The 14,754-nt window shown below is 42.4% G+C and carries 9 protein-coding genes, 3 tRNA genes, 1 other RNA gene and 1 pseudogene; 13 read left to right on the top strand and 1 reads right to left on the bottom strand.

What is annotated here, in order from left to right:
* The first annotated feature begins 4 nt into the window (after positions 1-4).
* From D8S85_RS18655 to D8S85_RS18605, 10 genes and pseudogenes are all read left to right on the top strand, one after another.
* Complete coding sequence (locus D8S85_RS18655) at positions 5-592, top strand: Spy/CpxP family protein refolding chaperone (protein ID WP_106481973.1); 588 nt, start codon at positions 5-7, stop codon at positions 590-592.
* Between the two features lie 70 nt (positions 593-662).
* Positions 663-956, top strand: coding sequence for a hypothetical protein (locus D8S85_RS18650; RefSeq protein WP_106481971.1), 294 nt, complete (start codon positions 663-665; stop codon positions 954-956).
* A 27-nt stretch (positions 957-983) separates the two neighbouring features.
* Positions 984-3,821, top strand: coding sequence for a TonB-dependent receptor (locus tag D8S85_RS18645; RefSeq protein WP_106481969.1), 2,838 nt, complete (start codon positions 984-986; stop codon positions 3,819-3,821).
* Between the two features lie 21 nt (positions 3,822-3,842).
* Complete coding sequence (locus D8S85_RS18640; RefSeq protein WP_106481967.1) at positions 3,843-5,027, top strand: DUF4876 domain-containing protein; 1,185 nt, start codon at positions 3,843-3,845, stop codon at positions 5,025-5,027.
* A gap of 17 nt (positions 5,028-5,044) precedes the next feature.
* A pseudogene (locus D8S85_RS22310) lies at positions 5,045-6,640 on the top strand (DUF6850 family outer membrane beta-barrel protein).
* Positions 6,641-6,682: 42 nt separating this feature from the next.
* A complete protein-coding gene (locus D8S85_RS18625) occupies positions 6,683-8,614 on the top strand; it encodes a 4Fe-4S binding protein (RefSeq protein ID WP_228423268.1) in 1,932 nt (643 codons plus the stop codon).
* A 177-nt stretch (positions 8,615-8,791) separates the two neighbouring features.
* A complete protein-coding gene (locus D8S85_RS18620) occupies positions 8,792-10,969 on the top strand; it encodes a S46 family peptidase (protein ID WP_106481962.1) in 2,178 nt (725 codons plus the stop codon).
* Positions 10,970-11,264: 295 nt separating this feature from the next.
* Positions 11,265-11,352, top strand: a tRNA-Ser gene (locus D8S85_RS18615).
* 451 nt (positions 11,353-11,803) lie between these two features.
* Complete coding sequence (locus tag D8S85_RS18610) at positions 11,804-12,340, top strand: DUF5063 domain-containing protein (RefSeq protein WP_106481960.1); 537 nt, start codon at positions 11,804-11,806, stop codon at positions 12,338-12,340.
* Between the two features lie 11 nt (positions 12,341-12,351).
* Positions 12,352-12,951, top strand: coding sequence for a 3'-5' exonuclease (locus D8S85_RS18605; RefSeq protein WP_106481958.1), 600 nt, complete (start codon positions 12,352-12,354; stop codon positions 12,949-12,951).
* An 18-nt stretch (positions 12,952-12,969) separates the two neighbouring features.
* Here the strand turns inward: D8S85_RS18605 and D8S85_RS18600 are convergent, their stop codons facing one another.
* Positions 12,970-14,094 (bottom strand): hybrid sensor histidine kinase/response regulator, encoded by a 1,125-nt coding sequence (locus D8S85_RS18600; RefSeq protein ID WP_106481956.1) that lies wholly within the window; start codon positions 14,092-14,094, stop codon positions 12,970-12,972.
* Between the two features lie 317 nt (positions 14,095-14,411).
* On the opposite strand from D8S85_RS18600, the gene ffs reads away from it, so the two are divergent.
* The 3 genes from ffs to D8S85_RS18585 all read left to right on the top strand — a co-directional run bounded on the left by ffs (position 14,412) and on the right by D8S85_RS18585 (position 14,708).
* An RNA gene (ffs, locus tag D8S85_RS18595) (signal recognition particle sRNA small type) lies at positions 14,412-14,510 on the top strand.
* Positions 14,511-14,518: 8 nt separating this feature from the next.
* A tRNA-Thr gene (locus D8S85_RS18590) sits at positions 14,519-14,592 on the top strand.
* Positions 14,593-14,636: 44 nt separating this feature from the next.
* A tRNA-Thr gene (locus D8S85_RS18585) sits at positions 14,637-14,708 on the top strand.
* The last annotated feature ends 46 nt before the right edge of the window (positions 14,709-14,754 follow it).

Genomic DNA, 14,754 nt, shown 5'->3' with positions numbered 1-14,754 from the left:
TATCATGAAAAAAATAAATAAAAAGTATTTGATTTACTGGGTGAACATTATTCTGCTGATGTTGAATACGGCTCTTCTCGTATTCTTCTGTTTCACACCCGAAAAAACAGTCTACAAGAGTGAAAACTCCACCATATCCAATGAATTTTTACGCAAAGAACTGAATTTCACTGATGAGCAGTATAAACTCATCAACGAATTGGATAAAGACGTCCTAAGAAGACACCAAACCGTATTAAAATTACTCTGCCAAAGACGTTATCAGATGTTGAACGAACTGGCTAAACCCAATCCGTCCACGGAAGAATTGAACAAGATTGCCACCTCCGTGGGACATTTGCATAAAGCATTGAAGACACAAACAGCACGACATTTACTCAATATAAAAAAGGTATGCACCCCAGAACAATCGAAAAAACTCGAAAAAATGTTTATCGATTTACTGGAGATTAACAAACATTGCTCGGAATGCGCAGAAAAATGTACGGATCAAGAAAAATGTAAACGATGCAATAAATTTCAGAACTACAAGAATATAGAATCCGATTCATTAGAGATAAACAAAGATTCTATAAAAAATGTCGTGAAATGATGAAAAAAAACATCTTACCAGCGCAAGTTTTTATTGCGAAGTCTGTCATATAACCAAAGAGAGAAAAATCATGAAAATTGAAGAGATCATCGAAAAAGACAAGGTAAGGGAAGTACGTGAGGACTTTTACAACGGGATCATGAAAAAAATGACCCGGAATAAAACAGACAATGCCGGTCTGATGATCCGAAAAAGGCACCTAGGTATGAGCATTGCCGCAGGAATTGCACTAGGCATTCTGGTGGGCAGTATACACCACTATATGCACAAGACCGATCGGCAAGTGGCAATGCAGGAGTGGCTAGGGAAGTATAATATTAACGACACTAAACTTGAATGTATTGAGGACAGACTTTTTAATTAGAAACAGCTAAATCTATAAGATCTTACTATGAGTTTGAAAAAATTGTTTTTTTTAAGCACGGTTATCTTTTTGATCGGGCAGATAGACTTGTATGCCCAATCTGAAAAGGTCAGCCTATCCGGAACCATACAAGACGCGAAATCCGGTGAAACACTTCCCTTTGTAGTGGTCAATATCAAGGACTTAAATCTATGGACCACTTCTGACATCAACGGAAAATTTTCTTTCAAAGACGTAAAAAAAGGCGAATATACCTTAACCGCTTCCTGCCTTGGGTACAAAGATTATGAAATGAAAATTAATCTAAGCAAAAATATTGAAAAATATATCCTAAAACTAGAGGAACAAACCCTGGCACTAAAAGAAGTCACCGTGACAGCGACAGCTGGAAACAAACTTAGCAGTTCTTCTTCCATTAAAAAAGCGGCATTGGAACACGTACAGGCTTCCAGTATCGTGGACGTGATGCAATTATTACCGGGAGCATTGACCGTTAATCCGAACTTAAACGATATCTCGAAACTGACTATTCGCGATGTCACGGGAAAAGATGCCACCAACGCTTTCGGAACTGCCGTGATCGTTGACGGAGCACGTATGTCAAATGATGCAAACATGCAAATGACCTCCACTGCCCTATCCAATCAAGGCATAAGCACTTCGGCCGGAACCGGAATCGATGCCCGTCAGATCGCCGTGGACAACATCGAGTCGATCGAAGTTATCCGGGGAATCGCTTCTGCAGAATACGGAGACTTGAACTCGGGAGCCGTGATCGTCAAAACAAAGGCCGGGAAATCACCCCTGGAGGTACGTTTCAAGACAGACCCGAAAATCAAACAGGTTTATGCGGGCAAAGGTTTTGCCTTGGGAGAAAATAAAGGATTTTTAAATATTGACGCCGATTACGTGCAATCACAGAATGACATTCGAACTCCGGCAAAATCCTATAACCGTTTGACCGCACAAATCGGTTACTCCAACGTGTTCAATCCACAGGGGAAAGCTTTCAGTTTGAATGCCAAATTTAAAGGTCTGACCACGTTAGACAAACAAAAAAGTGACCCGGATAAGCAATCCGAAGAAAAGACAAAAGTTGAAAATCAGGAAATCAGTTTGAATATCTACGGAAACTGGATGGTAAACAAAGCTTGGTTAACCAGTCTGAAATACACCGTAGCCGGATCCCTTGGGAGACAATATAACTGGGACCACGAACAACATACAACAGTCGGGGCTGCCACTACGAACGCCATGGAATCCGGGGAACATGTGGCCGGTTTCCTGCCTTATGAATACTATAGCGATTTGAAGATCGAGGGAAAACCCGTTTACGCGCAAGCCAAACTAACAGCCAATATCTCCGGGAAATACGGAATATTCTATAATAACTTCATGCTAGGAGGTGAATGGAGTACCAAAGGAAATGAAGGAAAAGGAAAAAGTTTTGACCCAAGCAATCCTCCCTCACAAAACATTCGTCCCCGTTCATTCAAAGACATTCCCTATATCAATGAATACAGCGGTTTCATCGAAGATAAAGTAAAAATTGAAATAGGCAAAAGATCAATAGAACTTTCTGCCGGAAGCCGATTCACCAAGATTGACACGAAAGGAGCAGATTTTGACGTGATCGTGGACCCGCGTTTCAATGCCCGACTAACGTTATTAGAAAATCGCTGGAACAAGAAAGGCTGGGAAAGCTTAAGCATTCGTCTAGGATGGGGAATTCAGCATAAAATGCCGACTTTGGCCTACCTGTACCCGGATCCGGCTTATATAGACAAAGCCAGCTTCTCGTTCAAAGACGATGCCAATAATCGTAAATTGGCCGTGATCACCACGAATGTATTCGAAACGGACAACGATCATTTGAAAATCCCCAAAAGTAACAACTTCGAAATCGGGGTAGACTTCAAAGTATTCAATATTAATGCCAACTTAGCTTACTTCAAAGAGAAGTTGACCCATGGATACAACCAAGCCAACTATGCCGTTCCCTATCAATACCGGGAATATAACTACAGTTCCAGCTTGACCAATCCGGAATACGTGAACGGAGAAGTCGTGGAAAACGGAACTCCCGTGGGTTACCGCATCTTAAAAACATTCGGACTTTTCCAACGCCCGGATAACGGCATCACCACTGACAAATGGGGGATCGAGTACTCCTTCGACTTCGGGAAGATCGAGGCGATCATGACATCAATTCTCGTGGACGGAGCATTTTTCCACACCAAAACATTCGACAACAGCCTCAAAATGAATCATGAAACTCGCTATATAAATAATGAACCTTATCCTTATGTCGGGTTGTACGTGGGCGGTACCAATGTCGGAAACGGGAATCTGTACCAACGCTTGAACACGAACGTGCGTTTAGTGACCCACATCCCCCAATTACGACTTGTGTTCACGTTAGGCGCTCAATGCGTGTGGATGGATAAATCGAAAGCCTTATCGAAATACCAAGGACAATGCCTGGCTTACATGAAAGACAACGACGGGAACATAATTGAAGGAGATGTAGAAAAAGACAAAACCTATAATAAGTATATAAATCCGGTTGCATACATGGATCGGGACGGAGCTATTCACCCGTTCACAGAAACGGAAGCAAACGATCCGGTATTCCAACACATGATCAAAAGCGATAAATCTACCTATTTCGTGGAAGACTCTCTTGATCCGTATTTCATGTTGAACCTGCGTATGACGAAAGAAATCGGGAAATTAGCCTCTCTTTCTTTCTATGCGAACAACTTCACAAATGCCAAACCTTGGAGATATTACAAATCCAGCGGTTCTGACTTTAGAGTAAACAGTGACATTAGTTTTGGTGCTGAAATCAGTCTGAAATTTTAACGGATAAAAAAAGGAATAAAGATGAAAACATATCATATACTTACACTTCTGGTTGTATTCCTTTTCACGGGATGCTTGGAAGAAGAAAAAATGAGTATCGGAGCCCGAATCAAGGTGAACATGCCGGAAGGTTATGAGGATATAAGCCCGGAAGGGATTGATGTGAAATTATACAGTACGACTTCCGGACTAACTTACACAAGCCAATGTGACGCCTCCGGAATCGCAACATTCAACGCAGAATACGGTTTCTACGAGGCAGTAGCCCAACACCGGGAAAGAGGAGAAAATACGATCGACATCTTTAACGGGAGAATGGAACGAATCGTATTAAATGAAAACACAAAAGATGGGGATACTTACACGATAAATTTGAGCCATGCCAAATTACAGCAGCTAATCATCAAAGAGATTTACTATGCCTCTTGTAAAAATGATGACAATAAAAACTATGGGAAAGACGCTTACATGTCTATCTACAACAATTCCGATGAAGTCGCTTACCTGGACAGTCTGTGCATAGGAAGCGTATATCCACCTACGAGCAACAGTTCTAGTAACTTCACCAATCAGGACGGAAGTTTATGGGATGAAATGCCTTTATTCATGATGGCATGGCAATTCCCCGGAACAGGCAAAGACTACCCGTTACAACCCGGAGAAGAAACAATTATCGCAGTCAATGCCATCAACCATGTGGATATTGCTTCGCAATCCGTAGATCTTTCCAATATAGATTTTGCATTCTGGGATATGCGGTTAACAGCAGCATCCACTCCCTCACAGGGTGTTGAACCCTTAAAGATGATCGGTTATACCCAAGGTACGTCATATAGCATCAGTTTACCAGGACCGGCTATGGTAATTTTCAAAATTCCGACATCCGTAGCCATCAGTGCACAAGCCTATGGTGATGATCCAGAAAACTTTAAACCAGACCCAACAAAAACTTCTGGCCAAAAATACCTGATGATACACAAAGATTGGGTAATTGATGGAGTTGAATGCGTAGCGAGTGCCAGTAAAGCAAACAAGCGAATCCCGAATAACATCGATGCCGGATTCACCTATATGCCAGCGAATTATCTGGGTAATTCTGTTCACCGAAAAGTAGATGAAATTATCGATGGTAGAATCATATACATGGACACCAACAATTCCAGCGAGGATTTCGAAGTAGTTCCGAACACATTAAAAAACAGATAGACGAACTGTATCTAAAAATGAAGATTATGAAATTCAAAAAAATATATACATTGGGTCTGGGTCTACTCATCGCCGGGATGTCGGCAGTAAATGCCCAAACCCAAGACGACGAGAAGATTTTTTACCGGATGGATCGGGTCAAAGCGAATAATCCTTGGACAAAATCTTTAAACTATGCCGGATTGACATTCAACGAAAATCAAGATTTCACTATCGTAGAACTTGATTTCCAATACGGGAAAGGCAATTTCAGAAATGTAAATGCCCCCCACGCGTTCAATAAAACAAGCCTGCAAACAGAGTCTTTCCGAAGACTGAACAAAGTATTCTTCTACGGGAAATTCAGTTTTGACTACATGAATCGGCTTAAAATGGGGTGGTGTAACGTTATCAACCCGTACCGCTCCCCCATATTCTTTGCCGACAGTATGCCGGGACGGCAAACCCTGGAAACTTACATGCTGGAAGGCGGTATCGGCTACATGATCGGAAATCACTGGAGCATCGGGGCCAAAATCGATTACTTAACTGCTAGTAATGCCAAGAAAAAAGATGCCCGAAACAAGAACACATACGTGAACTTGAAAGTGTATCCGGGAGTGGTTTATCGTTCCCAATACGTGAACTTGGGACTAAACTTCATTTACCAGAGAGAAATTGAAAACATTAATATCAGAACCATCGGTACCGGACGGACTCCGGAACTTCTTTCCGTTGAAGGGTTGTGATTCTACACATCCGAACAGGTAACCTCAACCACCAGTATCACTCGGGACATTCAGGATGAAGCCTTAGGCGGTGCCGCACAAGTGGAATTCTATACCTCTCGGATCCGACTCTTCAACCAATTCTCCATGCTGGAAAAGAAACAGGAAATTTTCAATGCCAACTACAACAAAGAGCGCGGAGGAGAAATGAAACAACGTGTATATAATTATACCGGAGCACTCAATATCAGCGGAGAAAAGTACAGTCACTACATGAACCTGCAAGCCGATTTTTCGAACATGCTAGGCTACGAAAACATCCAACAAAAGGAGGTTATAAACCAAAACAGCACTTGGACTCAATTCGGGAAAAAGAATAAATCTTCTATCGAATCCATTGTTTGTGATGCAAATTACAACCTGTTCCGCAATCGTACCGCGTACAACAGTTGTTGGAATGCACAAATCGGGGCGAAAGGCTTTTACGCGGAAAGAGTGTATCGTCTCTACCCGGCCAAATTCCAACAAATATTGAAAAACATGGAAGGTTATCTTTCATTCGAAAAAAACTTCCTGCTCAAAAAAGGAATGCTGGATTGCGGCATCCATGGAGCTTACACGATCGGTGGAGGCACAATGTTAAAAATGAAACAGGAAGCCGAAACAGCCTTACCGAATATCGATGAATACCCACAACGGAAAGATTTACTGGAACAGGAATTCGAGTACATCGCATCGGATAAAATCGCCGGAAGCATAAACGTTCGTTACACCTATTTCCTCAACAAGGAAAAAGGGATGAACTTGTACGCTATCGGTCATGTCAATTATAAAAAATCTACCAGCGGCCTGTATGACGGCAAGGACTGGACCACCTTACAAGCCACGATAGGACTATCATTCTAGGGAATCAAAAACAACAAATATTAAAAAAAAGAAATGAGCAAGATGAAGAAAAACTTATGGAGACATGTACTGCAATTGGGTGTAATTGCGGTTATTGCCGGATTCATTTTAAAAGTATTCGTCGGAGGCGGGCCGGCCAATGTCGAAGCCTATTGTCCGTTCGGGGGACTGCAATCTCTCGTAACTTACCTGAATTCAAACACACTGGCATGCAGCATGTCAATGGTGCAGATCATGATGGGAGTAACCTTGGCAATCGGCGTTATTCTTTTCAGCAAACTATTCTGCGGCTACCTCTGCCCTCTGGGTACGGTAACGGAATGGATGGCCGTTTTACGCAAAAAAATGAAGATAAACATCAACATCTCCACAGGTTCAGTTGTAGATAAAATTTTGAGAGCCATCAAGTATATCCTGTTATTCTGGATATTTTACATGACCATCTCAAGTAGCGAATTATTCTGTAAAAACTTTGACCCATACTACGCTATTGCAACCGGGTTCAAAGGCGAACTTACCGCGTGGATGGCGTCGATTTCTATAGTCTGCCTATTCCTGGGGAATTTGTTCATCAATATGTTCTGGTGTAAATACATCTGTCCTCTCGGGGCATTAAGCAACGTGTTCAAATTCACGCTTACCTTCTTGGGATTGTTAATACTCTCATTGATTTTAGGCCGTTTCGGGCTACCGATGCAATGGTATTGGTTACTCGGTGCAAGCTGTGTAATCGGTTACATTTTCGAGATCGTTTACCACAAGAGCAAAGTATTCCCATTACTCCACATTACCCGGGATGACGAAAAATGTACCCACTGCGGCTTGTGTAGCAAAAAATGCCCGCACCAAATTGACGTGGCAAACTTGAAAGTCGTGAAAGACATTGATTGTACCTTATGTGGTGAATGTATGGGAACATGTAATAAAAATGCTTTACAGATAAACCGCAAACCGGCATTCCGATGGTTGCCCGCAATTCTAGTCGTTGTTCTCTTCTTCGTCGGACTGTGGATGGGTACCCATTGGGAATTGCCGACCATCGATGAACGTTGGGGAGATCCTGCAAAATTAGAACATTTGGAATCCTTCGAACGTGACGGCATGAGAACCGTGAAATGTTACGGTAGCTCCAAGGCATTTGCTGCCCGCATGAAAAACGTTCCGGGAGTTTACGGGGTAACGACCTACGTGAATCGATTCGCTGTCGTGGTTTACTATAACCCGGATGAGACAAGCAAAGAAAAAGTTGAAAACGCCATGTTTACCCCGGTAAAACGGAAACTGAACACGCCTCCAGCCGAAATGGAACAATTGAAAGTGATCACCTTGGGCGTTGAGAAACTATTCGACAAAATGGACGTGACCTTCTTGGGAAATATTATTCGTGAAAAAGAAGGCTTCTATGGCATCCAAACCGAATATGACTGTCCGGTAAAAGTGAAATTATTCATGGATATCAACAAACCGATCGATAAAAAAGAATTAAGCAGCATCATCGAAACCCGTGAATTCGAAATGCAGGTACATGGCGGTGGAATCAAGAAAGTAGAATGTGACTACGAGCTAGTAAACATCTCGAATCAAGTAGACACGATCGGTCGTCAGGAGTTCCTTGAAATGATGTTCCCGGCAACCAATTCTCGTTTCCAAATTGCCTTGAAAAAATACGGAGAAGATGCTGCCACGGCTGTTTACGAGATGCCCTACCCGGGATTGGATAAACCGTTAGTTCAGCGTCAAGTCCCCTATTTGGGAAGTTTCCTTTCCACTCAAGATGGCGTGATGGGATTCGCCACGGCATTGAACGGTGACACCCCGGTTATCCGGATCACGTACGTGAAGGATGTGCTAGACGATGACAAAATTTGGGAAATTCTTCAAACCCCGAAATGGAAAATCCATTACACGAACGGGACAACCAAAGAAATTGACGCCACCTTAACCTTCAAAACACCGGGTAAAACCGTAGAATAAAAACACAAAAAATTTTATCATTCATTTATCTCGCCAGAGCAATCCAAATGAATTGCTCTGCGAGATTTATACCCATACAAGTTGTAAATCTGATCATCAGCCCCTTGATGACACAGGACATTGGTACTGACCAAACAATCCCGATGGGATTCGTATTATTACCCAAAAAATAACAGGATGAAGAAAACAACATTTATCAAAAGTATTTTTGCTACGCTCTTAATTGTAAGCAGTGCGTTTACAACAAAGGCAGACGAAGGAATGTGGTTGATCCATCTCATGGCTCAAACCAATTACGAGGCGATGAAAGCCAAGGGTGTAGAACTCTCTGCAGAAGAAATATATAGCGAAACCACTCCTTCTTTAAAGGATGCCATCGTGGCCCTGGATTACGGAAGTTGCACGGGAAGCATGATCTCCAAAAACGGTTTGATGATCACGAATCACCATTGTGCTTACGATGATATTCAAAAGTTGAGCAGCCTTGAACACGATTACCTAAAAAATGGTTTTTGGTCAAAAAATCAAGGCGAAGAAATTCGCATCCCGGGTAAAACCGTCATGTTTTTGGATCGGGTGATCGATGTCACAGACGAATACCGGAAAGTACTGAAAAGCTTAGAAAAAGATGGCGAAATCATCCCTTACTCATCCAGAAGAGCCAACTCCGTGATCGAGAAGAAATACGCGAAGAAAGGGTATGAAGCCTCATGTGCGGCCATGTTACGCGGTAACAAATATTACTTATTTTACTATAAAGTGTACGAGGATGTGCGACTCGTAGCAGCTCCTCCCACTTGTTTCGGGGCATTTGGACAAGACACGGACAACTGGTCATGGCCACAGCACAAAGGAGATTTTGCCATGTACCGGGTGTATGGTGACAAGGATGGAAATCCGGCAAAATACTCTCCCGACAATCAACCGATCACACCGAAATACGTGTTACCCGTGTCTATAAACGGGATTAAGGAAGGTGACTACGCCATGGTCTTGGGTTACCCGGGATCAACTGCCCGCTACACGCCATCCTTTGGGGTAAGCGAGAAAATCAACATCACGAACCCCGCCATGATCAAGGTGCGGGACACGAAATTAGCGATCCTGCGAGAAGCCATGAATGCCGACGAGAAGATCAACATCCAGTACGCTTCCAAATACTTCATGAACAGCAACTACTGGAAATATGCCATTGGCGAATGTGAGTACACGAAAAAATATGATGTAGTCGGAATCAAAACAGCAGAGGAGACCAAACTAACCGCATGGATCAATGCAGACCCGACACGCAAAGCTAAATATGGTAACCTGATCGATGAACTTCGAGCTTGTTACGCCTTCGCCGCTCCCTATGCGGCCTCGGCTATCTATCACCGGGAAGCTATCGTAAACGGGGCTGACTTGACTCGTTTGGCCATGCGTTTTAAAGGCTTCGAAAGTACCATGGAAAAACAAGGGTGTTGTGTCCTGCACAAAGATTGTTCCCAATGCAAAAATCTAAGACACTTTTGCGAACAATATTTCAAGGATTACGACGAACAGGTAGACCGCAAGGTCTTCACGGCTATGATTGAATTATACGTGAATAACATCGACCCGAAATTCTTTCCGGAAGAAATTGGTAAACTGGTGAAAAAATTCAAAGGAGACTACCAGAAATTGACAGACTACGTTTACAAAAATTCTGTACTAGCAACGAAAGACCGTATGTTTGCTTGGTTGGACAAGGGGGTTGACAAAAAAACGATCGACAAAGACCCCGCATATTTAATCTCGAAGTCCACACAAGCGAAAAACTACGAGTTACGCGATTATTTAAAAGATAACACTCAGAAAATAGGTGCTTTACGCACGCTTTACGTGGAGGCCCTTGTAGAGATGAACAAGGGAACCGTGCTTCCCCCGGATGCCAACTCAACAATGCGAATCACCTACGGAACGGTTGGCGGTTACTCTCCAAAAGACGGAGTTACCTATGATTACCGTTCTTCCATCGATGGCTACAAAGAAAAATACATAGAAAACGACCCGGAATTCAACTTGAACCCGGACTGCTGGGCCGCTATCCAAAAAGGAGATTGGGGACGCTATGCCGATAAAGACGGCAAACTTTATACCGGATTTGCCACAAATCTCGACATCACGGGAGGAAATTCCGGTAGCCCGGTAATCAATGCCAAGGGAGAATTAATCGGATTGGCCTATGACGGGAATTGGGAATCTATGGCCGGAGACCTCTATTATAACCCGAAATATAATAAATGTGTATGCGTTGACATTCGTTTTGTTCTGTGGATGATAGACAAATACGCGGGGGCTTCAAATTTACTAAAAGAAATTAGCATTGTTGAATAATAAAAATTACTATATTTGTTTGGTCAAGGAGTGAGTAATCTTGATACGAAAAGCACACTACGATTATTTAATGTTTTTAATCAATCGGTCACTGAAGCACGCACCAAAAAAGTGATCTTAGTTTGATTCCTTGACATAGCGGTCTCTGAGCGGGACCGCTTTTTTTTGCGTTTACCACCATACATTCACCATTTCATCCATATGCCTTGATTTTCAGACTACAACGATTTACCATTAAAAATCCTCCCGAATATACACTTTCATTAAAAATAATTTCTATCTTTGTCCCGCATTCGGAAAGATGCAGGAGTGGCTGAACTGGCACGCCTGGAAAGCGTGTAATCCTCTAAAGGGATTCGGGGGTTCGAATCCCCCTCTTTCCGCTGAAAATGAGATAAATGAGAGTTGGAACAAGAATCTGACTCTCTTTTTTCTTTTAAGGGATTCGAAGGAAGGGCTGGCGGGGTTCGTAAGAATCCGACTCTCTTTTTGCATATAAAAGGATTCCAAGCTCAATTCTTATCGATTTTTAACGGGATTTCTACAACGATTTTTCCCGCAGGGCGTATCAATAGTACAATTTCACCAGACAGATGACAACATCAAAAGGGAAATAAAAAAATTGCTAGCATAGGTAGAGAGTGAGAATTCCCGACGTCATAGCCGGGGAATATAGTGAATGTAGATTGTTGCTAGTCTCGGTGCGGTTACTTCGTGATGGACGTAGCCGCACTTTTTTATTTCACATTATCGAATAATTATGAAAAACTTTCCCACATATTACAGATAGTCTAAGATATTTGGTAATTTTGTGGCGAAAAATAGAAACAGATTATGGACGATTTACAACACATCGGATATAGCAGGGAGGTCATTGAATTCGTCGCCGTAGCAAAAGAATTTTGCAGTTATCTAGAAGGTTCCCACGAGGAAGAACCTAGCGAATTGCTTTCGAAGCTACAAAAGTTTATCCCGCTCATTTACCTGAAAGGAAGTCTGCTACCCTCGTGCGAAAGCGACAACCTCGGAATGATAGAAGAAGTGGTGACAGAAGAGGATTATAATGCATTACTTGCAACATTAAGTCGGATCCTTGGCGAGCATGACGAGTATCTAGAGGTTTTTGACGACAATATGCAATACAGTGAGGCTCCGGTCGTGAATTCGATTTCCGAGAAACTTTGTGATATTTACCAAGATTTGAAAAATTTCATTTCTGCATATCGCAGCGGGATGATCGATGTCATCGAGGAAGCATTATGGCAATTAAATAACAGTTTTGAATTATATTGGGGAAAGGCGTGTGCTAGCGTATTAAGGGCTATTCACTTAGCAATATACAAAGTTGTAGACACGGATGACTCCATGTAGGAGAAATTGGTATGGAATACAAGACGAAGATCAGCGAAGAAGAAATAGAAGAATTACCAAACTTTACGTTTGACGGGGAGATCATCGTGATTGATCATGAGGATAAAGTGGATGCAGCCGTGGACGATTTATTATCCTACTCACACATCGGATTCGACACGGAAACCAAACCGGCATTCAAAAAAGGGGTAACACATCACGTAGGCCTGTTACAACTGGCCACTGACAAACGGGTATATTTATTCCGTTTGAACAAATGCGGCCTGCCCGAATCGCTACAGGAGCTTTTGGCCAATGAAAACATAATGAAAATCGGCGTTGGGATACGCGATGACATTCGAGGACTCAGAAAACTAGCCAATTTCACCCCGGCAAGCTTTCTGGATTTACAGATATTTGCCAAGGCTTTCGGCATAGAAGAGATGTCATTCTCTAAATTAATGTCCATTATTTTCAAAGTGAAAATATCCAAACGACAACGGACATCAAACTGGGAAGCTCCACGATTAACCCCGGCTCAATTACACTATGCGGCAACCGACGCATGGGGGGCACTAAAAATGTACAAGGCATTAAGATCCGGAAACAGCCAGTTGCAGCAAGTATCCTAGAGTTTATAAAGTATTACTTTATAAACTCTCGCTCAGAGGCATGGAAAAATAAAACGTGGAGCCTTCCCCCTCTTTCGATTCAAACCACAATTTTCCGTGATTCATTTTCACGAAATCCTTACAGAGTTGTAACCCCAACCCACTCCCCTTCTCTTTCTGCGTTCCATAAGAAATAAAATGTAAGCCATCATCCAGCAACCCCTGTTGATGCTCCTCACTGATTCCCTGCCCTCTATCTTTCACTGCTACCTCCAAAAAACCGTTTTTTTCCTTGCAATCCACATCAATCCTCCCTCCCGCGTAACTGAATTTAATCGCGTTGGATAATAAATTACGCAATACAGTCTTCATCATATTCACATCCGCATACCCGGTAAAAGGTTGATCAATATGATTGCAAATCTCGACCCCCTTCGCCTCTGCAATATTCTCCTGCAACACGATCACCTCCTTTGCCGCCTCAGTGAAAGAAAATGCCTGCCCGTACGGCTGTAATAACCCATTTTGACTATTACTCCATAGCAACAAATTTTCCAGCAACAAGAAAGCCTCATCTGTAGTCTCTTGCAACATTTTGATAAGATGCTTCATATTATCATCCGGAATTTTCTCCTTCTGGTGATCAATCGCTTCAAGAATCATTTTAAGCGTACCGATCGGAGCTCGCAAATCATGGGCGATGACGGAATATAGCTTATCTTTTGAACGGGACTCACGCTGGATTCGTTCATTCTGCCTCTCGATAATACGCTGAGATTCCAGTAAAAGCAATTGATTATTTATTCGCAGAATCAACTCTCTCTTACTCAACGGTCGAGAAATAAACTCCACCCCCTCGTAATCGGCCACTTCCCGAAAATCGTCATAACGAGTGGGAATCGTCATGTAGAGAATTGGGATCTGTTTAGTCAGTACACTTTGTTTCAACTGATGTACAACCGTAACCCCCTTCCCTTCCTCTAGTGCCAAGCGAATAATAATCATATCCGGCAACCTCAACTTTGCAAGTAGAAACACCTCATTCGCCTCCAGAGTAGACAACAATTTAAAATTCTCTCCGGCCAGCAAGCTTGTCATCTTTTCCAAATTCGAAACAGAATCGTCAGCCAAAAGGATTGTATATTCGCTATGATCTATATGCATTAGCCACAAATTTATAATCAATTTTTGAAAAAAGTTTCGCGTAGAGCCTATAAAAACTCTGCGCCCGTTATTCTATTTTCTGTCTGCATACGCTTCTTGGGGATCGTTCAGCCCTCAATATTTGTTTCTTTTCCTAGCATTTATACACGAATTTTACACCTCAGGTTACATGATTCCACATTTTTATTGTACAAAATCAAAATACTTTTGCAAACAACTTTCTATAAACCAATACATTAAACATACACCCAAAAATTAGCCTATAAAAAAGGACGAAAACATTTGGTAACTGAGAAGATTTTTGTACTTTTGTGCCCGGGTAAGTCCTATGCGACCAGCTCCTGTCGAACTCCCCCAGGGTCGGAAGACAGCAAGGGTAGATGGTTGAGCGGTGCGACATAGCAAGCTTACCCTTTTAGGAAACGCCTCTTTAGCTCAGCTGGCCAGAGCACGTGATTTGTAATCTCGGGGTCGTTGGTTCGAATCCGACAAGAGGCTCAAAAGAAGAGAGGGAGGAAAAGTGAGTAAGTTCTTTTTAAGTTGCTGATGTAGCTCAGGGGTAGAGCACTTCCTTGGTAAGGAAGAGGTCTCGGGTTCAAATCCCGATATCAGCTCAGAGGTAGCAGTCAATAAATTGGCTGCTTTTTTGTTTTATAGTTA

The sequence above is a fragment of the Butyricimonas faecalis genome (assembly GCF_003991565.1).
In the GTDB taxonomy this organism is placed as follows: domain Bacteria; phylum Bacteroidota; class Bacteroidia; order Bacteroidales; family Marinifilaceae; genus Butyricimonas; species Butyricimonas faecalis.
The sequence above is the reverse complement of the archived record's forward strand: the minus strand, read 5'-3'. Positions and strand labels throughout refer to the sequence as shown.